We start from the raw sequence: 24,231 nt of genomic DNA, 5'->3' as shown, positions 1-24,231 counted from the left end.
CGATGCCGGTGAGCCGGTCGGCGTTGTCGTAGCCGTAGGTGAGGGTGGTGGCGGTCACCGGGTCGCTGAAGGTCTTCAGGCGGTCGGCGTTGTCATAAGTGAACGTCGCTGAGCCGGAGGCGTCGGTGCGCTGGGCGAGCCGGTCGTTGGCGTCGTAGCCGAACGACGACAGGTCGCCCGATGTCCCCGTTTTTGGCGGTCTTCAGCAGCAGCCCGCGGTCGTTGAAGGTGAAGTTGAGATCGTTCGCGCTGGTACGGCGGCCTGCGAGGGCGTACCCGAATGTGTTGCTCTGGGTGGCGGCCTCGGCCCCGGACCCCGCCTCGGTCACCAGGCGGCCCAAGTTGTCGTAGGTGTTGGTGATCCGGACCCCGCCGGGTTGCTGGACGTCGACCTGGTTGCCCGCCGCGTCGTAGGACATGGTCCAGGTACGGTCGGCCGAGCCGGGGTGAGCCTGGGTCGAGGGTTCGATGCGCGACTCCACCCGGCCGAGGGTGTTGTAGGTCGTCAGGAACGCGTTGCCCCGCCCGTCTGTGGTGCGGGTGTTCGCCCCTGCCGCGTCGTAGGCTTCATCGACCGACATCCATTTCCCACAGAACCGATCCAGCGCGCCCCCGACACGCAACCGCTGGTCTCACCGTGACCACCAATCCTTACGGTGAGAAGCATCGGCGACGGTGCGGTCGAGGCGCTTCGTCTCGAGGGCGACGAAGCTGGGAAAGCCGCTCATGTCGGCGACGTGGTGCCTTCGAGTATCCCGAGCCGCACCGCGAGCTCGGCCGCAGCGGGCGCTTTCAGCGCGTGGTAGAGCTCGTACGCCTGCATAAGCAGCTCGCGCGCGGAGGGGTCGCCCAGCTGCTCGCAGGCGGCTGCGAGGGCGACGAGCGTGCGCGCTTGTAGGGCTGGGACCTGCTCGTCGGTCCAGTACCGCAGGGACTGGCGGAGTCGCTCGGCGGCTCGGGGGTCACCATGGCGGACTTCGATCTCACCGAGGCTCAGCTCGGTGAGCGCCAGTCCCCAGCGATATCCCTGGTCACGAAACAGAGCGGCCGCAGCGGTCAACGCCTCTTCGGCCTCGTCCAACCGGTGTGGTTCATGCGCCAGCGCCTCGCCCAGCGCTCGCAGGCTCTGCGCGGCGCCGATCAGGTCACCGATCTGCTCGAAGAGGGTGGCGGCCTCGCGGGCCACCCGCTCCGCCTCCTGAGGCCGATCGCACACCTGCAGAGTGCTGGCGAGAATTCGCAAGGCGTAGGCTTCTGTGGAGCGTCCGTCACACAAGCGGGCAATCCTCAGTGCGGAATAGATGGCGTCAAGGGCGCCGGCCGTTTCACCCCGTTCTCGCAGCAGGAATCCGAGGCTCGTGAGCGCAAGGGCCCTGGCGAGAGGCAGGTTGGCCTGTTCCAGCCCCTCGGCGGCCGCACGCAGCTCAGCCTCTGCCTCCTGAACGCGGCCGGTAATGCTCAGCATGAAGCCGATTTCCCTGCCCGCCAAGGCAGCACCGGCCAGATCGCCGATCTCTTCTGCCAGCGCCCGTGCGGGGTACAGGGCTGAGAGGGCGGCGTCCGAATCGTCAAGTTCAATCAGGCAGCTGCCGAGACCGCGCAGCATGGTCGCCTCACCCGACCGATCATTGGCCCGCCGGCAGGCGACTTGCGCCACGCTCACGGCCCGCTGCCAGTCGTCATAGTATCCCCGCAGCTCGTAGAAATCGGCGCTGCAGCCGGCTAGGCAGCGCGCCGTCGCGGCCAGACCTGCCTCGGCGCAGGCCGACACCAGCACGGCCAGCGCCTCCCGCTCGGCTTCGAACCACTCAACAGGCTGGTCGGCGGCGACGGCGGACGCCCGCTGATCGGTGATGGTCGCTGTGTGGTCCCTGTCGTCGAGGTAGAGACGCAGGCAGTCCAGGCCGTCCTGAGCCTGCCGGGCCATGGCCAGCCAGCCGGTGGCGGCACGGGCCAGCGCGGCCGTCCACTCGGCCTGGTCGATCTCGGCTTCCCTGCGCTCGCGCGCGTATATCCGGGTAATGTCGTGGAACCGATATCGCGACTGGCCGGCCCGGTCGGAGCCGAGCGCCTCCAACAGCCGCGCGTCGAGCAGCTCTTCCAGGACAGCGGCTCCCGCGGCCGGGTCGACGCCCAGTAGGGCGGCCACAGACCACTCTGGAAAGGACGGCACCCCCAGCTCGCCGAGCAGCGCGAACGCTCGGGCGGCGGCGGGTGTGAGCCCTTGATAGGCGAGGTGAAGCCCCGGACGCACGGCCAGGTCGCCGTGGCGCAGCTCGTCGAGTCGCCGGCGTTCGTCGGCCAGCCGCTCATTGAAGGCCTCAACCGTCCAGTGCGGACGCGCGGCCAGCCGCGCCCCGGCGATCCGGACGGCCAGTGGCAGTCCGCCGCACGCCGACACCAGCTCGGCCGCTGCTGCGGGCTCGGCCCGCACCCGATCCTCACCGGCCACCTGGCACAGTAGCTTGACAGCGGTCGGGCCAGGCAGCGGCCGCAGGTCGATAGAGGTCACGCCAGGAAGGCCGGTCAGCGGCAATCGGCTGGTGACTACTACTGAGATGCCCGTGGCCGGTAGTAGCTGCTCCACCTGGCGGTACCCGCCTGCGTCGTCGACGACAAGCAGCACTTGCCGCATTGCCAGCCTGTCCCGAAACAGCGCGGCGCGCGCGTCAATACCAGCGGGCAAGGCCGATCCCTGCACGCCGAGCGCCCGCAGCCATTGGGCGAGTACCTCAGCGGGGTCGGCGGAATCGGCGGTGGCACCGCGCAGCGCCGCGTACAGATGCCCGTCAGGGAACCACGATGAGAACCGGTGGCCGGCGTGTACGGCCAGGGCTGTCTTACCGACGCCTGGTGGCCCGGAGAGCACCGCCAGCCTTGGGTTGTGGTTGTCAGGGTGGAGGATGGCAGCCAGTAACCCGAGCTCCTCGTCGCGGCCGACGAAGTCGGGAAAGTCTGCGGGCAGCTGCCTCCACGTCAGGTTGGCGGCAGGGATGCCTTTTTCCGGCAGGTTGCGGTCTGGCCGGCCGGTGCGGCTGGCCCAGAACAGCGCGTGGCCGACGGCGACGAACTCCTCCCGCTCCTGGCCGTCCAGGTCCAGCGCCGTTGCCAGCTGCTCCAATGAACGGGGTCGCGGACTCCGGCCGCGACCGCGTTCCAGTTCGGCCACCGATCGGGAGCTGATTCCCGCACGCTCAGCAAGCGCTTCCTGAGTGAGGCGGAGACGAAGCCGGTGAGACCGGAGCAGCGCACCAAACGCGTCCCCTACGATGACGCCTCCCTAGATCACGTGTGAACGTCCACACCTTATGTCCTGATCAACTTCCGGCTCAACGTCAGGCTGAGCGTCATGGTGCGCCGATCAGCCGCCGGGTTTGATGAAGGCAGCCGGATCGCGACGGGCGGCCGGCTGCACAGGAGGCTCAGATGACCCGAAGGATCACCGGCTTCACCGACCGTCTCATCGGTGCCCTCGCGCCCAAGGCGACCGCACGCGCCGCGAGCGTCTGCCGAGAGAACACCTGCTACTGCCGCGGCATTTACCTGTACAAGCGGACCGTGTGCCTCTACGACGACGGTTCGGTGTATACGGGCCCCTGCAAGAACGTTGGCGCTGGCTGCTAAGTGGCATTTGTTGTTTCAGGGTGCCAGGGCCTGCTCGCAGTGGTCTTTCTCGCCTCTGCGGTGAGCAAGTTGCGCGGCGGGCGGGCCCTGCGCGCCTTCGCGGCATCCCTGGCCGCGATGCGTCTGGTCAGCCGCTCACGGGCGGCATTCGTCGCCGCCACGCTCGCCGCCGCCGAGGGCTGCGTCGCGGTGCTGCTGGCGGTTCCGCTCACCCGACAGGCCGGGTTCGCCGCCGCGATTGCTCTGCTCGCCGTGCTCACCGCGGGGGTGGCGGTGGTGCTCGCGCGCGATGGCGGGGTGCCGTGCCGCTGTTTCGGGGCTTCGCCTGCCCCGCTGAGCGGTCGGCATCTGGTGCGTAATCTCCTGCTCGTCGCCGTCGCGCTGGCCGGTCTCGTGCTACCGGCTGGTTCCCCGGCCTCTACGGGATGGCTAATCGCATTTCTCGCGGGTGGTCTGGGCGGTGTGATCGTCACCTTGCTGGACGACCTGGTCGAGCTTTTCGTACCCTCTCCGACTTCCTAAGGAGACCCGATGGCATACGTAGCCGCGACCATGGTTCTCATCGGCCTGCTGAGCGCCCTCAACCTGTTGCTCAGTGTCGGCGTCATACGTCGGTTGCGTGAGCACTCCGCGGAGCTGGCCACCCTGCGCAGCGGCGGCACCGCCTCGAATGGAGGTCTGGTCTCGCTCGGTGATGTCGCGCTCCGGGACGGCTCTCCGATCGGCGAGTTCACGGCCGTCACGGTTGATGGAGAGTCGGTCACCCTCGGCTCATTCGGCGATCGCCCGCTGGTCGGTTTCTTCTCCCCGGATTGTACGCCGTGCAAGGAACAGCTGCCCGCCTTCGTCGAGTTCGCGGCCGACCGGCCGGGAGGCCGTGACACGCGGCTGGCCATCGTCGTGGGCACCAGCGAGGAGGCCGCGGAGACCGTCGAGCGCCTTAGACCGGTGGCCACGGTGGTGGTGGAGTCCGATGGCGGGCCTATCCAGAAGGCATTCGGAGTGACCGGCTTCCCCGCGTTCATCCTGGTGTCGAGTGGCCTGGTCACGGCGTCGCACTACCAGCTCCATGCCGTCGTCGATCGTAACGCCGTGGCCATGTCCGCTGCGGGCTGACCGTTCCCTGCTGATGTCACTACATGTCGCCAGGCGAGCGGTGTCGCTTGTCCGAGATGCCGCTCCCGCACAGAGCTCGGCTTACTTGGGGCTTTCCCTCCTCAGCGGGCTCGCACCGCCGACAGCCGCGTGGCTGACCAAGTTCCTGATCGACCGGCTTGTGGCCGGTTCGATTCGGTGGCCGGACGTGCTCGGGCTGACCGCCACGTTGGTCGCCGTTGGGGTGGCCGTCGCGCTTGTACCTCACGCCGTCCGTTACCTGCAGGCCGAGACCGGCCGTCGAGTGCTTCTTCTCGCCAACTCGCGTCTCTACGCCGCGGTCGATCGTTTCGTGGGTCTTCGCCGTTTCGAGGATCCGGCGTTCCTTGACCGCCTTCAGATCGCCAGGTCGAGCGGTGTAAGCCGCCCCGGGGATGTGCTGGACGGAGGCCTTGGCGCTGTTCAGGCGCTGATCACGGTCCTCGGCTTCGCAGGTACCTTGCTCATGCTCGACCCTTGGGTGGCCGTCGCGGTCGTGTTCGCCGCAGTTCCGGCCCTGTTGGCCGAGCTTGCGCTGAGCAGACGCCGGGTGGCGATGGTGACCGAGATCGGCCAGGCCGAACGTAGAGAATTGTTCTACTCCAGCTTGCTGACCAATCCGCAGACCGCGAAGGAACTACGGCTGTTCGGCGCCGGCCCGTACCTCTGGCGTCGCATGGCGGCGGAGATAAGGACGATCAACGACGCACATCGCCGCATCGACCGGCGCCAGCTGGCTGTCCAGGGCGGGCTGGCTGTGCTGGGAGCCACCGTGGCGGGCGCCCTGCTGCTGTGGGTGGTCCGTTCAGCCGTGGTCGGAACGCTGACCGTCGGCGACGTGGCACTCGTGATCGCCGCGGTGGGTTCCGTCCAAGGTGCTCTCGCCAGCCTGGTCACCGAAGCGGTGTCAGTGCACGAGGCATTAGCGCTCTTCGGCCGCTACCTGGCCGTTGTCGACGCCGGCCCAGACCTGCCGGTCCGCCCGGATCCGCTACCGACACCGCCGCTGGAACGCGGCATCGAGTTGCGTGACGTGTGGTTCCGCTACGCCGACGACCAGCCCTGGGTGCTGCGCGGGGTGAACCTCACGCTCCCGGCTGGATGCGTAACCGCCGTCGTCGGGCTCAACGGCGCGGGTAAGACCACGTTGATCAAGCTCCTGTGCCGCTTCTACGACCCGACCCGCGGGGCGATTCTCTGGGACGGCACAGACGTGCGCGACCTCGACCCAGTGGAATTGAGGCGCCGGATCCGCGCCGTCTTCCAGGACGCGACCGCGTACGATCTGACGGCGAGGGAGAACATCGGGATCGGAGACCTGACTGCCCTGTCGGATCTCCCCCGGATCGAGCGCGCGGCACGGCAGGCCGGTGTGCACGACGTCATCGCCAGGCTCCGTCACGGCTACGAGACGATGCTCACCCGGATCTTCTTCTCGGAAGCCGACCGAGCCGACCCGGAGACCGGGGTGGTTCTTTCCGGAGGGCAATGGCAGCGGCTGTCGATCGCTCGCGGCCTCGTGCTCGACAAGCCAGACCTCCTCGTCCTTGACGAACCGAGCTCCGCTCTGGACGCGGAGGCCGAGCACGAGGTACACGCACGGCTCCGCGCGCACAGAAGTGGGTTGACCAGCGTGCTCATCTCACACCGGCTGGGGGTGGTGCGGGAGGCCGACGTGATCGTCGTCCTGTCCGGCGGGCAGGTTGTCGAGCGCGGCACCCACGTCGACCTGTTGGCGCATGACGGCGAGTATGCGCGGCTCTTCGCGCTGCAAGCGGCCGGTTATCGCTCCTCGGATCCGGAGGCATTCGTATGATCGCCGTCCTGATCAGCATGGGAGGGTTGTCGCTCGCCGCCGCGATCGCTGTCATCGTGCTCCGGCGGCGCCTGGTGGTGGTATCGGTCAGCGGGCCCAGCATGGAACCGACCCTGCGGCATCGAGATCGGGTGCTGGTGCGACGGGTGCCTGCGGAGACGCTAGGCAAGGGCGACATTGTGGTGGTCACCGAGCCGGGGCCGTGCAGAGCAGGCGGTTCTGCCGACACCCCCGGCTCACCCTGGGTGATCAAGCGGGTCGTTGCCGTGGCGGGCGATGCGGAACCGGCGTTCCTGCCCGACTGGGCTCGGCGGCCCGACGGCGTCGTCGGTCCAGGCCGGCTCGTCGTCCTTGGCGACAACGCCGACTTCAGCTGGGACTCCCGCCAGTTCGGCACGGTACGGGCCGAACAGGTGCTCGGCGTGGTGCTCCGTGCGCTTGGAAGCCAGATCCAGAGCCGCCCTCGTCCTGTCTCACCACGAGACGGCCGCGCCGCCTGAAGATCAAACAGAGCAAGGAGGTCGGGATTGCCTCGGCCATGGAAGGAAGGAACACTTGTAGGCGAATCGTCGCGGCGGTTGCCGCCGTCGGTGCCGTGCTGTTCAACCGCCGGGGCAGACGTTCACCGAGGCGTTGGCGGCCGCCGATGCCCGACAGGGCAGGCTCCCGGCTCTGCGAGTCTTCTGTCCCGGCGCCCCAGGAGCGTGGACTGACGCGAAGCGCAACACCCCGGGCCGGACGACCGTCGTGTCGTTCAAGTACCCTCCGAAGGACGTGGCAGCGGGCAAGCACGACGTAAATCTGCGTTCGTGGTTCGCGAGTGCCCCGCAGGACCGGGACGTCTTCTGGTGCTTCTACCACGAACCCGAAGACGACATCAGCGACGGGCGGTTCACCGCGGAGGAGTACAAAGCGGCGTGGAGGCGCATCGAGGGCCTTGCCGGCGAAGCCGGGAACTCACGGCTGCTCGCCACTACGATCTTGATGGACTGGACGCTCAGCGAGCGCAGCGGCAGGCACTGGCAGGACTACTATCCCGGCTCGGCGTACGTCGACGTCATGGCGTGGGACGTATACGGCTTCGATGAGGCGAACTCCGAGACGATGGCCGCTCACAACGCGAGCCGTCCGGGGCTTGAGGTCGCCCGATCGCAGAACAAGCCGTACGCCGTCGCGGAACTCGGAGGGCGGAATCACGTCAATCGTCCGGCGATGCTTCAAGACATCGCAGTCTTGCCGGGTCGGGGCTTCGAAAGGTGGCTCTCGGTGGCCGTGCGGATGGCGTGGACGCATACGGCGACCGCGGGGTGCTCGGCGGCTCCGCGGCGGTAGGCGATGCGGGTTCTGCGCCGCGCCGGCAGCGGCAACAGGCGTACACCGTCCGGGAGCCGGCCGATGCCGAGCTGCGGCACCAGGGCGACGCCCTGACCGGCCGCGACGAGCGTCAGGACGGCGCTGAAGTCGTCCACGTGGTGGCGCACCCGTGGCGTGAACCCCGCCGCCTGGCAGGCGCGCATGGCCACGGTATGGCAGAGGGTGCCCGGCGAGGCCACGATCCAGTCCGCGTCCCGGAAGCCGCCGATCCGGTCCGCGTCGAGGAAGCCGCCGATCGGGTCGTTGGGCACCGCCCCGATCGAGTCGGCGGGCGCCGCGGTGTCCGCGGTGCCGGGGATCGCGAGAAAGACCGTCTCGTCCAGCAGGGGCGTCGAGTCGAGCGCCGGGTCGGGCTCGACAGGGGCCAGGTCGTAGTCGTGCAGCAGCGCCACATCGAGGTGCCGTTCCCGCAGCGCCTCGGGAGCGGCGGCCGGATCCAGTTCGGTGACCATCAGGGCGAGCCCCGGATGGTCACGGCCCAGTGCGACCAGTGCCGCCGGCAGCAGGGTGTGCACGGCGGTCGGGAACGCTCCGATGTGCACGGTCCCGCTCAGGCCGGTCCGGGCGGCGGCGAGGGTCGCCTCGGCCGCTTCCAGTGCGGCGAGCACGGTCTCGGTGTGCTCGACCAGCGCGACGCCCGCCGTAGTCAGGGTCACGCCGCGGCCGGTCCGCTCCAGCAGCGGTACCCCCGCCTCCCGTTGCAGCGCGGCGAGCTGCTGGGACACGGCCGACGGCGTGTAGGTGTGGGCCTGCGCCACCGCGGCGATGGTGCCGAGCCTGGCCAGGTCGCGGAGCAGCCGCAGGCGGCGGACATCAAGCATAAGCTCAGCTTACGTATGCCTCCAGGAATCCAAACTGGTGCTTCGTCTTCGCTCAAGCGACGATGATCTCCATGATGCTCAGCGGTCTCTATGTTCCATTGATCACTCCGTTCGAGGCCTCCGGCGAGGTGGCCTTCGGCGCGCTCGAGTCGCTCGCGCGGCGGCTGCTCGCGGACGGTGCCACGGGCCTGGTCGCGCTCGGCACCACGGGGGAACCCGGCGCGCTCACGGACGCGGAGAAGCAGACCGTGGTCGAGGTGGTGGCCCGGGTCTGCCAGGAGCGCTCCGCGCCGCTCGTGGTGGGCGCCGCCACGGCCGAGGCACTGCGGCGGCTGGGCGACCACCCGGAGGTCGTCGCCGCGCTGACGGTCGTGCCCCCGTTCGTCCGCCCCGGCGAGGAGGGCGTTCTCGCGCACTTCGCCCACCTCGCCGAGCTGAGCCCGGTCCCTCTCATCGCCTACGACATTCCGCACCGCACGGGCCAGTACCTGCCGGCCGGGGCGCTGCGGAGGCTCGCCGCGATCCCCGGCATCGCCGGGCTGAAGTTCTCGCCCGGCGCGATCAACGACGACGCCATCGAGCTGCTGGCCGATCCGCCTTCCGGCTTCGCGATCCTCGGCGGCGACGACGCGTACATCTCGCCGCTGCTGGCGCTCGGCGCGCACGGCGGCATCACAGCCTCGGCGCTGGTCGCCACCGCCGACTTCGCGCGGCTCATCGCGGCGTGGCGGGCCGGTGACGTGCCGGAGGCGCGCGCACTCGGGCACCGTCTGGCCCTGCTCTCGCTCCGGCTGTTCGCGGAGCCGAACCCCACGGTGATCAAGGCCGTGCTGCACGCGCGGGGCGACATCCCCACCCCTGCCGTGCGGCTGCCGCTGCTCGCCGCCTCCCCGGACACGGTGGCGGCGGCGCTGGAGTCTCAGACCGAGTCGAAGGCCGCCTGACACCCGCAGGACCGCTGAGCATCAACCCGAGTCACCGGCATGTCCGCCGGCGGGAGGTTCGCCGGTGAAGTGGTGAGATGCACCCCTGGGCCGTGTACTGAAGGGAGCCATCCGGTTGTAGCCTCGGTGAGCGTGAGCAACGACGCTTATTCACTGGCCGCGGAGGCCGCAGGGACGCTGAAGGCCCTCACCGGCGTGGAGTCCTTCGATGTCGCGCTGGTCATGGGGTCCGGGTGGGTTCCGGCCGCCGACGCCATCGGGACGACGATCGCCGAACACGCGGTGACCGACCTGCCGGGGTTCGCCGCGCCGGCCGTGGCCGGGCACTCAGGGAAGATCCGGGCGGTGGAGACCGAGTCGGGCCGGAAGGCCCTCATCTTCCTCGGCCGCACCCACTTGTACGAGGGCCGGGGCGTGGAGCCCGTGGTGCACGGGGTGCGGACGGCCGTCGCGGCCGGGGCGAGCACGGTGGTGCTGACCAACGCGGCCGGCGGGCTGCGGCCCGAGACGCAGGACGTCGGCGACCCGGTGCTGATCAGCGACCACATCAACCTGACCGGCGCCAACCCCATCACCGGCGCGACCTTCATCGACCTGACCGAGGTCTACTCCAAGCGGCTGCGCGCGCTGGCCCGCGAGGCCGACCCGTCGCTCGCCGAGGGCGTCTACGTCGCCTTCCGGGGGCCGACGTACGAGACGCCGGCCGAGATTCGCATGCTGCGCACGCTGGGCGGCGACCTGGTCGGCATGTCCACCGTCCTTGAGGCCATCGCCGCGCGCGAAGCCGGGGCCGAGGTGCTCGGCATCTCGCTGGTGACCAACCCCGGCGCGGGGCTGGCCGGCGAGCCGCTGAACCACGAGGAGGTCCTTGAGGTCGGCAGGGCCACGGCGGCCCGCATGGGCGTCCTGCTGGCCAAGGTCGTCAACAAGCTTTAGCACGCCGAGGCCGGCCCGGTGGCGGTGTCGTCGCGGGGGGTCGGGTACAGCTCCGCGTTAGAGGTATCTGAGCAGAATGCGAAACAAAGGGCTGTGATGTCTGATCTCGTGCGGCGGGCGGAAGAGTGGCTGGCGCAGGATCCCGATCCTGAGACCCGGGACGAGCTGGGAAGGATCCTCGACGCCGGCGACGCCGCGGCGCTCATGGACAGGTTCGGGGCCAAGCTGGAGTTCGGCACGGCCGGGCTGCGCGGCGAGCTCGGCGCGGGGCCCAACCGCATGAACCGCGTGACCGTCATGCGGGCGGCGGCCGGGCTGGCCAGGCGGCTCGGGCCCGGCAAGCACGTGGTGATCGGGTACGACGCCCGGCACAACTCGGACGTCTTCGCCCGCGACTCGGCGGCGGTGCTGAACGGAGCGGGCCTGCGCGTCTCGCTGATGGCGCACCACTGGCCGACGCCCGTGCTGGCCTTCGCCGTACGGCATCTCGGCGCCGACGCGGGCGTCATGGTCACGGCCTCGCACAACCCGCCCCGGGACAACGGCTACAAGGTCTACTGGGGGGACGGCGCCCAGATCGTCCCGCCGCTGGACGCGGAGATCTCGGCGGCGATCGACGCGACCGGGCCGGTGGACCGGCTGCCGCTCGGCGACGAGTGGGAGACGCTGAGCGACGCGGCCATCGTCGAGCCGTACCTGGCGGCCGTGACCGCGCTGCCGACCGGGGACGACCGCGACCTGCGCATCGTCTACACGCCGATGCACGGCGTGGGCGGAGAGATCCTGCTGCGGGCCCTCGCCGCCGCCGGGTTCGCACCGCCCGCCGTGGTGGACGCCCAGTTCACGCCGGACCCCGACTTCCCGACGGTGGCCTTCCCCAACCCGGAGGAGCCGGGTGCGATGGACCTGTCGTTGCGGCTCGCCGAGAAGGTCGGCGCCGACCTGGTGATCGCCAACGACCCGGACGCCGACCGCTGCGCCGTGGGCGTGCCCACGCGGGACGGCGGCTTCCGCATGCTGACCGGCGACGAGGTCGGCGGCCTGCTGGGCGAGTACGTCATCGAGCACACCTCGGCGCCCGGCCGCCTGGTGGCCGAGTCGATCGTGTCCTCATCCCTGCTCGGCAAGATCGCCAAGGCGCACGGGGTGCGGCACGCCGAGACGCTGACCGGCTTCAAGTGGATCGTGAAGGCCGGGGACGGGCTGGTCTACGGGTACGAGGAGGCGCTCGGCCACAGCGTCGGCTCCGACCTCGGCCTGCCCGTGCGCGACAAGGACGGCATCGGCGCGGCCCTCACCGTCGCCGGGATGGCGGCGGCCGCCAAGCGCGAGGGCCGGACGCTGCTGGACCTGCTGGACGAGCAGGCGGAGCGTTATGGCCTGCACGCCACGGCGCAGGCGTCTTTCCGGGTCGCCGACCTTTCTCTGATCACCGCGGCGATGGAACGGCTGCGTTCCCACCCGCCGCAGGCGCTCGGCGGCCGGGCCGTGCGCTCGGTGGACGACCTGAGCGCGGGCGTGGACGGCCTGCCGCCCACGGAAGGGCTGCGCTATCGCCTCGACGGCGACGCCCGCGTGGTGGTCCGCCCCTCGGGCACCGAGCCGAAGCTGAAGTGCTACCTGGAGGTCGTCGTCCCGGTCACCGAGCCGGGCGCGGTCCCTGCCGCCAGGACGAAGGCCGCCGATGACCTGGAGTCCCTCAAAGCCGACCTCACCACCGCCCTCGGCCTCTGAACAGGCGAATCAAGCGGCTGAGTCAGCGCGTACGAGCTGTCGGCACCCTTCCGGGGTGGGGTGACCGGTGCTCCGCCGCACCGAGGCGCCGGAACCGCCGTACCACGACCCGCCGCCTCGGCGCCTGACAAGGCAGGCGACTGGCGGGAGGGAAGGGTGATGGCCGTGGAGAGGCGACGCGGTCCGCTGGGCGCGCGAGGGGGGACAGAGCTGCCGACGAGGCAGGAGACGAGCAGGGGCAGAAGGACTACCGCCCCATCCGCGCCGAACTCGGGACAGAGCTGCCGACGAGACAGGAGACGAGCAGGGGCAGAAGGACTACCGCCCCATCCGCGCCGAACTCGGGACAGGGCTTGCCGACGAATCAGGAGACGAGCAGGGGCAGGAGGACTACCGCTCCGTCCGCGGCTAACTGGGGCAGGGCTTGCCGATGAGTCAGGAGACGATGAGGGCGGCTATCACGAGGATGAGGGCGGCGGCCAGGACGCCGAGGGCCGAGGGGGACCAGGTGGCGGTGGCGGGCTGCTTCTCGCCGGTGGCGCGGGCCTTCTTCTCTGCCAGCTCGGTGAGCTGCTGAGCGACCCAGTCGGCGTGCGTGCGGCCGGCCATGGCCTCGGCGGCCGACTGCTCGGCCTTGGAGACCTGGGGCTGGGTGGCAGGGTAGCGCCCGGCCTTGGCGGGCACGCCGGCGGAGCCGCGCCGTACGGCCTTGGCCCGTTCGCGTGCCGACGCCTGGGGCGTCCAGCAGCGCACGCTGTCGTCGCCCGACTCGATGATGATCGCGTGCGAGACGTGGATGCCGTCCACGGCCTTCCACGGTACGAAGTGGTTGCGCAGCGGGTTGCGCACGAGGATGCCGTCCTCCCTGGCGAGGATCGCGGGGCGCAGGCAGCCGACGAAGACGGCGGCCGTGAGCACCGCGAGCACCGCGCCCGCGACCAGCGCGGTCGGGATCGTGCCGTGGGCGACCAGATCGGCCGTGTTGAGCGCGGCGAAAACAATCCACACCCAGCCGAGCACCCAGGCGATCTTGGACCGGAAGATCTGTGGCTTCACCGCTCGCTCACCGCTACCTCTCCGTTCAGCAGGCGGTCACCACGCTAACGCCTCCCGCGCACTGCTCACGCCTGCCACTTGAGCTGCGCGAAGCCCGGCTTGATGACACCGTTGATCAGCGCCAGCCGTTCGTCGAACGGGATGAACGCCGACTTCATGGCGTTGACCGTGAACCACTGCAGATCGTCCCACCCGTAGTCGAAGGTTTCGACGAGGTTGGCGAATTCCTGGGACACACTGGTGTCACTCATCAACCTGTTGTCGGTGTTGACGGTGACCCGGAAGTACAGGCGGCGCAGCAGGCCGATCGGGTGCTCGGCGAGCGAGGAGGCCGCACCCGTCTGCAGGTTCGACGTCGGGGCCATCTCCAGCGGGATGCGCTTGTCGCGCACGTAGGCGGCGAGACGGCCGAGCTTGGCGGTGCCGTCCTCGGCGACCTGGATGTCGTCGATGATGCGCACGCCGTGGCCGAGCCGGTCGGCGCCGCACCACTGGATGGCCTGCCAGATGGACGGGAGCCCGAACGCCTCGCCGGCGTGGATGGTGAAGTGGGCGTTCTCCCGCTGGAGGTACTCGAAGGCGTCCAGATGGCGGGTGGGAGGGTACCCCGCCTCGGCGCCGGCGATGTCGAAGCCGGCCACGCCGACGTCGCGGTAGCGCACGGCCAGCTCGGCGATCTCCATGGACCTCGCCTGGTGGCGCATCGCGGTGAGCAGCGTGCCGACGCGGATGCCACGTCCTTCGGAGCCGCGCCGGAAGCCTTCGAGGACCGCCTCGACCACCTCGTCGAGGGTGAGCCCGTTGGAGGTGTGCTGCTCCGGCGCGAACCGGACCTCGGCGTAGACGACGCCGTCGTCCGCGAGGTCCTCCGCGCACTCGGCGGCGACCCGCGCCAGGGACTCGCGCGTCTGCATGACGCCGACGGTGTGGTCGAAGGTCTCCAGGTAACGTTCCAGCGACCCGGAGTCGGACGCCTCGCGGAACCAGGTGCGCAGGTTGTCGGCGTCCCCGCTCGGCAGCCTGTCGTAGCCGGTCTCGCGGGCCAGGTCGATGATCGTCTGCGGCCGCAGGCCACCGTCGAGGTGGTCGTGGAGGAGGACCTTGGGGGCCTTGCGGATGCCGTCTCGTGTGGGCTGCTGAGTCATCGCAACATCCTAGGCAGTCGTGCGCCGGAGCCCTGGCTCATTCGTCACGGTTCACGGTTTCCGGTGAGAAGGCGGGCAGGCAGACGGCGACGTACTCGGCGCCCTCCGGGCCCACGGTGTAGCGGATCTTCTCGCCGGGGAGGGTCGTGATCGCCTCGCCGGCGCGCACCTCGGTCGTGCCCTCTTCGTGCTCGACGACGACGGTGCCGCGCAGCACGAGGGTGTACTCGGTGAACTCGGGGGTCTGGGCCGGTTCCTCCCAGCCCGCGGGAGCCGCCATGTGGGCGATGGACACCTGGTCGTCGCCGGTGTTGACCCGCCCGACGTACTCGTCGATGACCTTGCCGCCCGGGACGGGGATGCGGGTCGCGCCCGCGATTTTGCGTACCACATCGGCCAGTCTAGGAGCCGCTCATGAGAAGTATGTCCCGGTTCTCCCAAATCGGCCGCTCCCGGACACCCCGGCAGCCGCAGGGAATGGGCCGGTCGGCGGGTTCAGTGGGCGATGTCGATGACCAGGCGGGTGGGTTCCGACTGCTCCGTGACGCGGAACCCGGCCCGCTCGCGGAGCGCCAAGGCCACGGTGACGACGCCCTCGAAGTCGCCGGTGCGCGCGATGCCGACGAGGTTGGGCAGGCCGGGCCGCAGGACGGGCCTCCTGGGGTAGGTCGGCTTGCCGTCCTCGGTGTGGGCGTTCGCGGGCTTGAGCGTCACCTGCAGGAACGCCCCGCCCTTGAGGTCGACGAGCTTGCCCGAGCCGTCTTCGTACAATTTGCGCACCCAGTCGACGCTGTAGCCCGTCTTCGCGCCCTGGAGGTCGATGACCACCCGGTCGAAACCGGCATGCCCTGCGAACCGCACCCCCTTGACCAGGGGCGGGCGTTCGGGGTCGCGGGCCACCGCGACCCGCCTGGTGCTCGTGGGCAGGGGCGGGTCGCTCGGGCCGGCGGTCGGCGTCCGGGTGACCCACGGCGAGGACGGCGCCGCGCTGCCCTGGCCGGACGGCGTTCCGGCGGGCGAGGGCGCCCCGGAGGACGTGTCGGGCTCCGGAGAGGCGGCCGTGGGGCCGGAAACGGCCGGCGACGCGGAGGACGCCGCGGGGGTGCCGCTCACGGAGGCGCCCGAGCCGGGCGCCGTGCCGCAGGCGGCCGCGAGCAGGGCCAGAGGGACGAGGGCGGCTGCGACTCTCTTCATGGCCTCGGCCCCCTCCACTCGTTCCTATCTCTATTTGACCCGACAATGCCTCACAGGTCCGCCGGGAAACTCGTTAAGCCGAAAATGTGTCCGATGTGTCCCCGTGAGCACACCGGCGGGACGCGGCCGAGGGAGGCGCCGGCACATGAGGAAGCCCTCGGCGCGCGCACGCGCCGAGGGCTGGAGGCGGTCGGCGGAAGGCCGGCCGTCGCGGGTCAGGCGTTTTCGAGGACGGGCAGCTCGTCGCCCTCGCGAGTCGCCGGCTCCGCGGCCGGGGAGGTCGCGCGGCGGGCGAACAGGCCGGTCAGGGCGATGCCCAGCCCGACGAGGGCGATGACGGCGCAGACCACGAACGAGGACCGGATCGCCGGCATGGTGACCGCGCCCCCGTTGGCGGTCACCACGGCGGTCACGATGGCGAGCACGAGGGCCCCGCCGACCTGGCCGGAGGTGTTCAGCAGGCCGGAGGCCAGGCCCTGCTCGTCGTCGGGCACGCCCGCGGTGGCCTGGATGTTCAGCGAGGGGAACATGAGCGCGAACGCGACACCCAGCAGCAGCATCCCCGGGATGATCATCGTGACCAGGCTCGGGTGCTCCCCGGCGCCGAGGAAGAGGCCGTATCCGCCGACCAGGGCCACCGACCCGATGGCGATCAGGCGGGCGGTGCCGAACCGGTCGGCGAAGTCGCCCATCTTGGTGGAGGTGAGCGCGACCAGCAGGCCCGCGGGCAGGAAGGCCAGCGCGGTGTGCAGGGCGGACCAGCCCAGGAGGTTCTGGAAGTACTGCATGGCGACGAACTGGAAGCTGACGTAGGAGCCGAACAGGATCACCAGGCCGAGGTTGGCCCGCACGAGCGGCCCGGAGCGCAGGATGGACAGCCGGACCAGCGGGTGCCTCACCCGCAGCTCGGTGACGATGAACACCGCGAGCAGCGCGGCGGCCACGGCGAGGGTGCCGAGCGTCCGCGCCGAGCTCCAGCCGGCCTCCGGCGCCTGGACGACGGCGAAGACGAACAGCAGCATCGAGAAGGTGATGGTGGCGGCCCCGACGAGATCGTGGCCTCCGTGGCCGCGCTCCTCGCCCGAGTGGCGCGGCAGGAGCTTGAAGCCCGCCGCGAGCGCGATGATCGCGACCGGCACCGGCATCAGGAACGTCCAGCGCCAGCCGAGCTCGGTCAGGAACCCGGACAGGACCAGGCCGAGAGAGAAGCCGCTCGCGCCGCAGGCGGTGAAGATGCTCAGCGCCCTGTTGCGCGCCGGGCCCTCGGCGAAGGTGGTGGTGATGATCGACAGCGCGGCAGGCGCGGTGAACGCGGCGCTGATGCCCTTGATGAACCGGGCGACGATGAGCAGGGAGCCGTTGTCCACCAGGCCGCCGAGCAGCGAGGCGACGGCGAAGACGGCGAGGGCCGTGAGGAAGACCCTGCGGCGGCCGAGCAGGTCGGCGGTGCGCCCGCCGAGCAGGAGCAGTCCGCCGTAGCCGAGGACGTACCCGCTGACGACCCACTGGAGGGTCGAGGTGGACAGGCCGAGGTCGGCCTGGATGGAAGGCAGGGCCACTCCCACCATCGAGACATCGAGGGCATCGAGGAAGATGACGGCGCTGAGCACGGTCAGCGCTCCCCAGAGGCGCGCATCCCAACGCTGGTCATGTGAGGTGAGGGACATGGGACCCGACAGTACATGCACATGCATTCAATGCACAAGCAATAAATTCGCGTGCATTTAATGACCTCGCATGCTATGGTCAGGCCATGGACGACGACGTCGACGGCGATGTCGTGAGCTCATGGCGTGGGCTGCTGGCCTGCCATGCCACGACGTGGTGCGCGCTCGAGCGAGAACTCGGCGACAAGCATGGGCTGGGCGTCAGCGACTTCGAGGTCCTCGACCGCATGGCCGAGTCCGACCACGGCAAGTACCGCGTCCAGGAGCTCGCCGACGCCGTGCACCTCAGTCAGAGCGCTCTGTCGCGCCTGATCTCGCGGCTGGAGAAGGCGGGCCTGGTCTGCCGGAACATGTGCCAGGACGACCGGCGCGGCGTGTTCGTGCAGATCACCGAGGCGGGCGTCGAACGCCACCGCCAGGCGGTGCCCACCCACCGCGCCGTCCTCAACCAGTCGCTCACCCGGCAACCGATCCCTCACGACCTCCCCCGCTGACCGCGGGGAAGCCGAGGGGGCCGCTCGGACGGCGCAAAAGGCGATCACGCCGCTCAGGCGGCGCAAAAGGCGATCACGCCGCTCGGACGGCACCAAGGCGATCACGCCGCTCAGGCGGCGCCCAGGCGGTCGAGCGGTGACCCGGACGGGCCACCACGGGACCCGGCCGGATCAGCACCCGGCCGCCGCCCCGGCCAGGCCGGTCAGGCGGTGATGCGGTCGATGACCAGCGGCAGGAGCGGTTCGGCGAGGGCGCCGGTGACGGTGTAGGCGCCCTCCAGGGCCTCCAGGGCGCGGGCGAAGCGCGCGGGGTCGTCGGCGTGCAGCGTCATCAGCGACTGCCCCTCGCGGACGGCGTCGCCCGGCTTGGCGTGCAGGGTGATCCCCGCGCCGAAGGACACCGCGTCCTCCTTGCGAGCCCTTCCCGCGCCGAGACGCCAGGCCGCGAGCCCGACCCCGTAGGCGTCGAGGGTGGCGAGGACGCCGGAGGACGGCGCCGTCACCTCCAGGGTCTCGGCGGCCGTGGGCAGGGCGGCGTCCGGGTCGCCTCCCTGCGCGCCGATCATGCGCCGCCAGGCGTCCATGGCCGACCCGTCCGTGAGCGCGTCCGCCGGGTCCTTGCCGGTCACCCCGGCCGCGGCCAGCATCTCGCGGGCCAGGAGCACGGTCAGTTCGACCACGTCGGCCGGGCCACCCCCGGCGAGGACCTCCACCGACTCCTGGACCTCCAGCGCGTTGCCGACGGCGCGGCCGAGCGGGCGGTCCATCGCGGTCAGCAGCGCCACCGTGGTGACCCCGTGGTCGGTGCCGAGGTCGACCATCGTGCGGGCCAGCTCGCGGGCCGTCTCGACGCTCTTCATGAACGCGCCCGACCCGACCTTGACGTCGAGGACGAGCGCGCCGGTGCCCTCGGCGATCTTCTTGGACATGATGGACGACGCGATCAGCGGGATCGACTCGACGGTGCCGGTGACGTCGCGCAGCGCGTACAGCTTCTTGTCGGCGGGCGCGAGCCCGTCGCCGGCGGCGCACACGACCGCGCCGGCCTGCCGCAGGACGGCGAGCATCTCGTCGTTGGACAGCGACGCCCGCCAGCCGGGGATGGACTCCAGCTTGTCCAGGGTGCCGCCGGTGTGACCCAGCCCGCGCCCGGACAACTGCGGGACGTACGCCCCACAGGCGGCCACCAGCGGCGCCAACGGCAGCGTGATCTTGTCGCCCACGCCGCCGGTCGAGTGCTTGTCCGTGGTGGGCCGGTCGAGCCCGGACCAGTCCATGCGGGATCCCGACCGGATCATCGCCTCGGTCCACCGGCCGATCTCCCGCCGGTCCATCCCGTTGAGCAGGATCGCCATGGCGAGGGCCGACATCTGCTCGTCGGCGACCTCGCCGCGCGTGTAGGCGTCGACCACCCAGGCGATCTGATCGGCGGACAGCTCGCGGCGCTCCCGCTTGGTGACGATGACGTCGATCGCGTCCATGAAGGTCAGGCTCCCCGGAATGGTGATGGATCCGCCGGCGGCGACCCGGCCGCGGAGGCCGGGCGCCGCGCGCGGCGACGGTGGTGGCGGGCGGAGGTCAGGCGCCGCGGGACAGGTCGTCGGGGCCGAAGGCGTGCGGCAGCACCTCCGCCATCCGCCACGGCCCGTCGGGGGTCTCCACCAGCAGCTCGGGGCCGCCGTGCTCGAACAGCAGCTGGCGGCAGCGCCCGCACGGCATCAGCAGCTCGCCGTGGCCGTCCACGCAGGTGAAGGCCACCAGCCGGCCGCCGCCCGAGGAGTGCAGCGCCGACACAAGGCCGCACTCGGCGCACAGCCCGAGCCCGTAGGAGGCGTTCTCGACGTTGCACCCGGTGACGACGCGGCCGTCGTCCACGAGCGCGGCGGCGCCCACGGGGAACTTGGAGTAGGGCGCGTACGCGTTGGCCATCGCCTCGGTGGCGGCCTCGCGCAGCGCGTCCCAGTCGACGTGGGCGGTGGTGGTCTCGGTGTCGCTCACTTGGTGGTTCCCCCGTGGTGCTGATGGCGTCGATCGGGCCGCGGCGGCCTCACGTGGCCTGGCCCTTGCGGTACGGCAGGCCGTCGGCCGCCGGCATGCGCAGCCGCTGGGAGGCCAGCGACAGCACCAGCAGCGTCGTGAGGTGCGGTGTGAAGGAGGTGAACTGCTCGGGCACGGTGGTGGTGACGGCGAACACCGCGAAGACCAGGACGGCGAAGACGCCGCTGATCAGCGCCGCGCGGTTGCGGTGCTGCCGGACCAGCTGGTAGACGGCGAAGGCGGCGAGCAGCAGCGCGACCACGAGCAGCAGCGCGTGGACGGAGGTGCCGCCCTGGCGCAGTTGGAGGGCGTCGGTGTACCCGAACAGCAGCGCGCCGCCCGCCAGGCCACCGGGCCGCCAGTTGCCGAAGATCATGGCGGCCAGGCCGATGAAGCCGCGACCGCCGGTCTGGCCCTCGCGGTAGATGCCGGCGGCCACGATCGACAGGAACGCGCCGCCGAGCCCGGCCAGCGCGCCGGAGACCACGACGGCGAGGTACTTGTACAGGTACACGTTCACGCCGAGCGACTCGGCCGCCACCGGGCTCTCGCCGCACGAGCGCAGGCGCAGCCCGAAGGCCGTGCGCCAGAGCAGGTAGAAGCTGAGCGGCACGAGCAGGATGGCGAGGATGGTGAACAGCGACACGTTCTGCGTCACGCCGTAGAGCACGCCGGCCAGGTCCGACAGTAGGAACACGTGCGTGTTCGCCAGGTCGCGCAACGGCGCGCCGATGCCGGGAACGCTGATGGCCTCGATGGGCGGGATGCGCGGAGACTGCGTCTCGCCGCCGCCCTTCATGCCGACGAACACCAGCTTGGACAGGTACTGGGTGACGCCCTGGCCGAGCAGGGTGATCGCGACGCCGGAGATGATGTGGTCGACGCCGAAGGTGACGGTCGCGATGGCGTGCAGCAGGCCGCCCAGCGCCCCGCCGACGGCCCCCGCGACGACTCCGGCCCAGGGTGTGCCGAAGGTGATCGCGCCCCACGCTCCGCACCAGGTGCCGAGGATCATCATGCCTTCGAGGCCGATGTTGACCACGCCGGACCGCTCGGACCACAGTCCGCCGAGCGCGGCCAGGCCGATGGGCACGGCCAGGCCGATGGCGGCGCCGATGGTGCCGCCCGAGGTGATGTCGTTGGCGCCGGTGACGACCCGGGCGAGCGACATCATGATCAGCAGGGCCAGGACGCCCAGCAGGGCGATCTGCCAGTTCAGTTTGAACCGGCGGGCGGCCGGGGGCGCGGACGGCGCCTTCGCCGACACGTCGGTGACCGTCATGCGGCCGCTCCTTGGGCCTGCGCGGGGGTTCCGGTGGAGAGCTGCCGGCTGACCCGGCGTTGCTCGGCCGCCGCGCGGTATCGGTGGACCAGCTCGTAGGCGATGATGACCGAGAGCACGATGGTGCCCTGCATGATCGTCACGATCTCCTTGGGGATGCCGTTGAAGTCGAGGATGTCGTTGGAGTTGTCCAGGAAACTCCACAGCAGGGCGCCCACGGCGATGCCGACCGGGTTGTTGCGTCCCATCAGGGCGATCGCGATGCCGGTGAAGCCCAGCCCCGCGGGGAAGTCCAGGCTGTAGGAGTACGACGCGCCGAGCAGCTGCGGGATGCCGACCAGCCCGGCGACCGCGCCGGACAGGATCATCGTGTACAGCACCATCTTCTTGACGTTGATGCCGCTGGCGACGGCCGCCGTCTCCGATCCGCCGGTGGCCCGCAGGTCGAAGCCGAAGCGGGTGCGGTTCAGCAGGACGTGGTAGGCCACGCCGAGCACGGCCGCCACGATGATCATCCCGAACACCTTGGCCTGGGTTCCGGCGATGAGCGCGATGCCGGGGAAGTGCCCGGACGGGCCGATGGGCTTGGTGCCGATGTTGTTGCCGCTCAGGACGGCCAGCCGCTCGGGGGTGAGCAGCCAGGCGCCGAGGCCGGTGGCGATGGCGTTCAGCATGATCGTGGAGATGACCTCGCTGACGCCGCGCGCGGTCTTCAGCACGGCGGCGATCGAGGCCCACAGTCCGCCGACCAGCACCGCGACCAGCATGATCACGCCGATCTGCAGCGGCCCCGGCAGGGTCAGCGCGCCGCCGACCGCCGCGGCGATCAGCGCGGCCAGGCGGTACTGGCCGTCCACGCCGATGTTGAACAGGTTCATCCGGAACCCGATCGCGACGGCGAGCGCGGAGATGTAGTAGGTGGTGGCCCCGTTGAGGATGGTCACCTGCACCTGCGGGTTGGCGCTGAAGTCCAGCAGCAGCCCGAACGTCGGGAGCGGCTGGTTGCCGTTCAGCAGCAGGATGATCGAGGTGATGACGCCGGCGAAGACGATGGCCAGGACGGGGGCGGCCAGGGCGAGGACGCCGCCGAGCCTGACCCTGCCGAGAAGCCTGTCGGTGAAGGACGAACTCATGCTTCCTCCCCCGCCTCGGCCGCTGCCGAGCCGGGTCGCTCAAGGGGCGCGTCGGTGGGGCCGCCCGTCGCGGGCGGCCCGTCCACGGCGCCGGCCGTCACCGGACCCTGCGTACCCGCCGCCGCCGGGCTCTCCGCGACAGCGCCGGCGACGGCCCCGGCCGCCACCGGGCTCTCGGCGCCGGCCGCGGCGCCGGTCATCGCCGAGCCGAGCCGCTCCGGCGTCACGCCGCCGGGGTCCACGTCGGCCACCATGCGGCCGCGCAGGATGACCTTCAAAGAGTCCGACAGGCCGATCAGCTCGTCCAGGTCGGCCGAGATCAGCAGGACGGCCAGGCCCCTGGCGCGCGCGGCGCGCAGGTGGTCCCAGATGGCCGCCTGCGCGCCCACGTCCACGCCCCGCGTGGGGTGGGAGGCGATCAGGACGACCGGGTCGCCGCTCATCTCGCGGCCGACGATCAGCTTCTGCTGGTTGCCGCCGGACAGGGCCAGCGCGTCCACGTCGATGCCGGGCGTGCGCACGTCGTACGCCTTGACGATGCGCTCGGTGTCGGCGCGGGCGCCGGCCCGGTCGATCCACGGCCCCTTGACGTTGGGCCTGCGGGTCTGGTGGCCGAGGATGCGGTTCTCCCAGAGCGGGGAGCCCAGCAGCAGGCCGTGCCGGTGGCGGTCCTCGGGGACGTACCCGATGCCGCCCTCGCGCCTGCGCAGGGTCGGCCAGCCGGAGATGTCGGCGCCGCCGAGGGCGATCGTCCCCTCGGCGGGGCGCATGCCCATGATGGCCTCGACCAGTTCGGCCTGCCCGTTGCCCTCGACGCCCGCGATGCCGAGCACCTCGCCCTTGTGGATGTCGAAGGAGACGTCCTCGACGACCGTCCGCCCGTCGGCGCTGCGCACCGTCAGGCCGCGCACGGACAGCGCCACCTCGTCGGTGACCGTCGACTCGCGCGTCTCGGGGCTCGGCAGTTCGCTGCCCACCATCAGCTCGGCGAGTTGCCTGGCGGTGACGTCCTTGGGGTCGACGCTCGCCACGGTGGTGCCGCGCCGGATGACCGTGATGGCGTCGGCCACCCGGAGCACCTCGTCCAGCTTGTGGGAGATGAAGATGATGGTCAGGCCCTCGCGGACCAGCCCGCGCAGGTTGTCGAACAGCTCGTCGACCTCCTGGGGCACCAGCACGGCGGTCGGCTCGTCCAGGATGAGGATGCGCGCGCCGCGGTAGAGGACCTTGAGGATCTCGACCCGCTGCCGCGCGCCCACACCCAGGTCCTCGACCAGGACGTCGGGCGACACGCCGAGGCCGTAGGCGTCGGAGATCTTCTTGATCTTCCGGCGGGCGGCGGAGAAGTCGATGGCGATGCCGCCCTTGCGCGGCTCGCTGCCGAGCACGATGTTCTCAAGGACGGTGAGGTTGTCCGCGAGCATGAAGTGCTGGTGGACCATGCCGATGCCGGCCCCGATGGCGTCCGCCGGGTTGCGGAACGAGATGGGCGACCCGTTGACGCGGATCACGCCTTCGTCCGGCCGCTGCATGCCGTATAGGATCTTCATGAGCGTGGACTTGCCCGCGCCGTTCTCACCGACGATGGCGTGCACGTGCCCACGGAGCACGCTCAGGCGGATGTCACGGTTGGCGACGACGCCGGGGAACCTCTTGGTGATTCCCTCCAGCTCGACGGCGGGTTCGGTGGCGGTAGCCGAAGAAGTCGAGGTGCTGATGGCGGCCTCCTCCATGCGGACGGCCTCGGTGGCGCGACCGGCGTGCCCGGGGGCACGGCGGCGCGCCTTGTCGGCGGGGTCTGACGGGGTTCTCGTACTCGCGGCGCGCGCCGGGGCGGCGG

At 70.8% G+C, this 24,231-nt stretch carries 22 protein-coding genes; 9 read left to right on the top strand and 13 right to left on the bottom strand.

Annotation, left to right across the window (positions count from 1 at the left end; genetic code table 11):
* Positions 1-92: 92 nt before the first annotated feature.
* On the bottom strand, positions 93-581 hold the full coding sequence (locus ACFO60_RS11680) for a hypothetical protein (protein ID WP_380840044.1): 489 nt from the start codon (positions 579-581) through the stop codon (positions 93-95).
* A gap of 143 nt (positions 582-724) precedes the next feature.
* Positions 725-3,247, bottom strand: coding sequence for an ATP-binding protein (locus tag ACFO60_RS11675; protein ID WP_380840299.1), 2,523 nt, complete (start codon positions 3,245-3,247; stop codon positions 725-727).
* Between the two features lie 377 nt (positions 3,248-3,624).
* Here ACFO60_RS11675 and ACFO60_RS11670 point away from each other — a divergent pair, with 377 nt between their 5' ends.
* The 5 genes from ACFO60_RS11670 to ACFO60_RS11650 all read left to right on the top strand — a co-directional run bounded on the left by ACFO60_RS11670 (position 3,625) and on the right by ACFO60_RS11650 (position 7,906).
* The gene (locus ACFO60_RS11670) at positions 3,625-4,146 is read left to right on the top strand and encodes a MauE/DoxX family redox-associated membrane protein (RefSeq protein WP_380840043.1); all 522 of its coding nucleotides are present in this window, start codon (positions 3,625-3,627) and stop codon (positions 4,144-4,146) included.
* Between the two features lie 9 nt (positions 4,147-4,155).
* Complete coding sequence (locus tag ACFO60_RS11665) at positions 4,156-4,740, top strand: TlpA disulfide reductase family protein (protein WP_380840042.1); 585 nt, start codon at positions 4,156-4,158, stop codon at positions 4,738-4,740.
* A gap of 85 nt (positions 4,741-4,825) precedes the next feature.
* The gene (locus ACFO60_RS11660) at positions 4,826-6,574 is read left to right on the top strand and encodes an ABC transporter ATP-binding protein (RefSeq protein WP_380840040.1); all 1,749 of its coding nucleotides are present in this window, start codon (positions 4,826-4,828) and stop codon (positions 6,572-6,574) included.
* Positions 6,571-7,074: a S26 family signal peptidase gene (locus ACFO60_RS11655; RefSeq protein WP_380840039.1), complete on the top strand. Its 504-nt coding sequence runs from the start codon at positions 6,571-6,573 to the stop codon at positions 7,072-7,074. Before ACFO60_RS11660 ends, ACFO60_RS11655 begins: the two co-directional genes overlap by 4 nt.
* Before the next feature lie 247 nt (positions 7,075-7,321).
* Positions 7,322-7,906: a glycoside hydrolase family 26 protein gene (locus ACFO60_RS11650; protein WP_380840037.1), complete on the top strand. Its 585-nt coding sequence runs from the start codon at positions 7,322-7,324 to the stop codon at positions 7,904-7,906.
* Here ACFO60_RS11650 and ACFO60_RS11645 read toward each other — a convergent pair.
* A complete protein-coding gene (locus tag ACFO60_RS11645; protein ID WP_380840036.1) occupies positions 7,792-8,769 on the bottom strand; it encodes a LysR family transcriptional regulator in 978 nt (325 codons plus the stop codon). The two genes, ACFO60_RS11650 and ACFO60_RS11645, sit on opposite strands and share 115 nt — an antisense overlap.
* A 71-nt stretch (positions 8,770-8,840) precedes the next feature.
* Between ACFO60_RS11645 and ACFO60_RS11640 the strand changes: the two genes are divergently transcribed.
* The 3 genes from ACFO60_RS11640 (at position 8,841) to ACFO60_RS11630 (ending at position 12,383) form a co-directional block, all read left to right on the top strand.
* A complete protein-coding gene (locus ACFO60_RS11640) occupies positions 8,841-9,713 on the top strand; it encodes a dihydrodipicolinate synthase family protein (protein ID WP_380840035.1) in 873 nt (290 codons plus the stop codon).
* Positions 9,714-9,845: 132 nt separating this feature from the next.
* Positions 9,846-10,649 carry a purine-nucleoside phosphorylase gene (locus ACFO60_RS11635; protein WP_380840034.1) on the top strand — a complete coding sequence of 268 codons (804 nt, stop codon included), beginning with the start codon at positions 9,846-9,848 and terminating at the stop codon, positions 10,647-10,649.
* Positions 10,650-10,745: 96 nt separating this feature from the next.
* Positions 10,746-12,383 carry a phospho-sugar mutase gene (locus tag ACFO60_RS11630; protein WP_380840033.1) on the top strand — a complete coding sequence of 546 codons (1,638 nt, stop codon included), beginning with the start codon at positions 10,746-10,748 and terminating at the stop codon, positions 12,381-12,383.
* Between the two features lie 435 nt (positions 12,384-12,818).
* Here ACFO60_RS11630 and ACFO60_RS11625 read toward each other — a convergent pair whose 3' ends face one another.
* The 5 genes from ACFO60_RS11625 to ACFO60_RS11605 form a co-directional block, all read right to left on the bottom strand.
* Entirely contained in the window at positions 12,819-13,439 is a 621-nt protein-coding gene (locus ACFO60_RS11625) for a PH domain-containing protein (protein ID WP_380840032.1), read from the bottom strand.
* A gap of 65 nt (positions 13,440-13,504) precedes the next feature.
* Complete coding sequence (locus tag ACFO60_RS11620; RefSeq protein WP_380840031.1) at positions 13,505-14,584, bottom strand: adenosine deaminase; 1,080 nt, start codon at positions 14,582-14,584, stop codon at positions 13,505-13,507.
* A 37-nt stretch (positions 14,585-14,621) separates the two neighbouring features.
* Positions 14,622-14,975: a cupin domain-containing protein gene (locus ACFO60_RS11615; RefSeq protein WP_380840029.1), complete on the bottom strand. Its 354-nt coding sequence runs from the start codon at positions 14,973-14,975 to the stop codon at positions 14,622-14,624.
* 104 nt (positions 14,976-15,079) lie between these two features.
* Positions 15,080-15,778 carry an AMIN-like domain-containing (lipo)protein gene (locus ACFO60_RS11610; RefSeq protein ID WP_380840027.1) on the bottom strand — a complete coding sequence of 233 codons (699 nt, stop codon included), beginning with the start codon at positions 15,776-15,778 and terminating at the stop codon, positions 15,080-15,082.
* A gap of 215 nt (positions 15,779-15,993) precedes the next feature.
* Entirely contained in the window at positions 15,994-17,445 is a 1,452-nt protein-coding gene (locus ACFO60_RS11605) for an MFS transporter (RefSeq protein ID WP_380840026.1), read from the bottom strand.
* Positions 17,446-17,531: 86 nt separating this feature from the next.
* On the opposite strand from ACFO60_RS11605, the gene ACFO60_RS11600 reads away from it, so the two are divergent.
* Complete coding sequence (locus ACFO60_RS11600) at positions 17,532-17,939, top strand: MarR family winged helix-turn-helix transcriptional regulator (RefSeq protein WP_380840024.1); 408 nt, start codon at positions 17,532-17,534, stop codon at positions 17,937-17,939.
* A 203-nt stretch (positions 17,940-18,142) separates the two neighbouring features.
* On the opposite strand, the gene ACFO60_RS11595 is transcribed toward ACFO60_RS11600, so the two are convergent.
* The 5 genes from ACFO60_RS11595 to ACFO60_RS11575 form a co-directional block, all read right to left on the bottom strand.
* Positions 18,143-19,420, bottom strand: coding sequence for a thymidine phosphorylase (locus ACFO60_RS11595; RefSeq protein ID WP_380840022.1), 1,278 nt, complete (start codon positions 19,418-19,420; stop codon positions 18,143-18,145).
* A 97-nt stretch (positions 19,421-19,517) separates the two neighbouring features.
* Positions 19,518-19,937: a cytidine deaminase gene (locus tag ACFO60_RS11590; protein WP_380840020.1), complete on the bottom strand. Its 420-nt coding sequence runs from the start codon at positions 19,935-19,937 to the stop codon at positions 19,518-19,520.
* A 49-nt stretch (positions 19,938-19,986) separates the two neighbouring features.
* Positions 19,987-21,258, bottom strand: a complete 1,272-nt coding sequence (locus ACFO60_RS11585; protein WP_380840018.1) for an ABC transporter permease — start codon at positions 21,256-21,258, stop codon at positions 19,987-19,989.
* A complete protein-coding gene (locus ACFO60_RS11580) occupies positions 21,255-22,391 on the bottom strand; it encodes an ABC transporter permease (protein ID WP_380840015.1) in 1,137 nt (378 codons plus the stop codon). The genes ACFO60_RS11585 and ACFO60_RS11580 overlap by 4 nt, the downstream gene beginning before the upstream one ends.
* Positions 22,388-24,124: an ABC transporter ATP-binding protein gene (locus tag ACFO60_RS11575; protein WP_380840297.1), complete on the bottom strand. Its 1,737-nt coding sequence runs from the start codon at positions 24,122-24,124 to the stop codon at positions 22,388-22,390. Before ACFO60_RS11575 ends, ACFO60_RS11580 begins: the two co-directional genes overlap by 4 nt.
* Between the last annotated feature and the right edge of the window lie 107 nt (positions 24,125-24,231).

Origin of the sequence: Sphaerisporangium dianthi (assembly GCF_042654065.1) — a bacterium.
GTDB classification, from domain to species: domain Bacteria; phylum Actinomycetota; class Actinomycetes; order Streptosporangiales; family Streptosporangiaceae; genus Sphaerisporangium; species Sphaerisporangium dianthi.
Note: the sequence above shows the minus strand (reverse complement) of the source record. Positions and strands in the feature narration are given on the sequence as shown.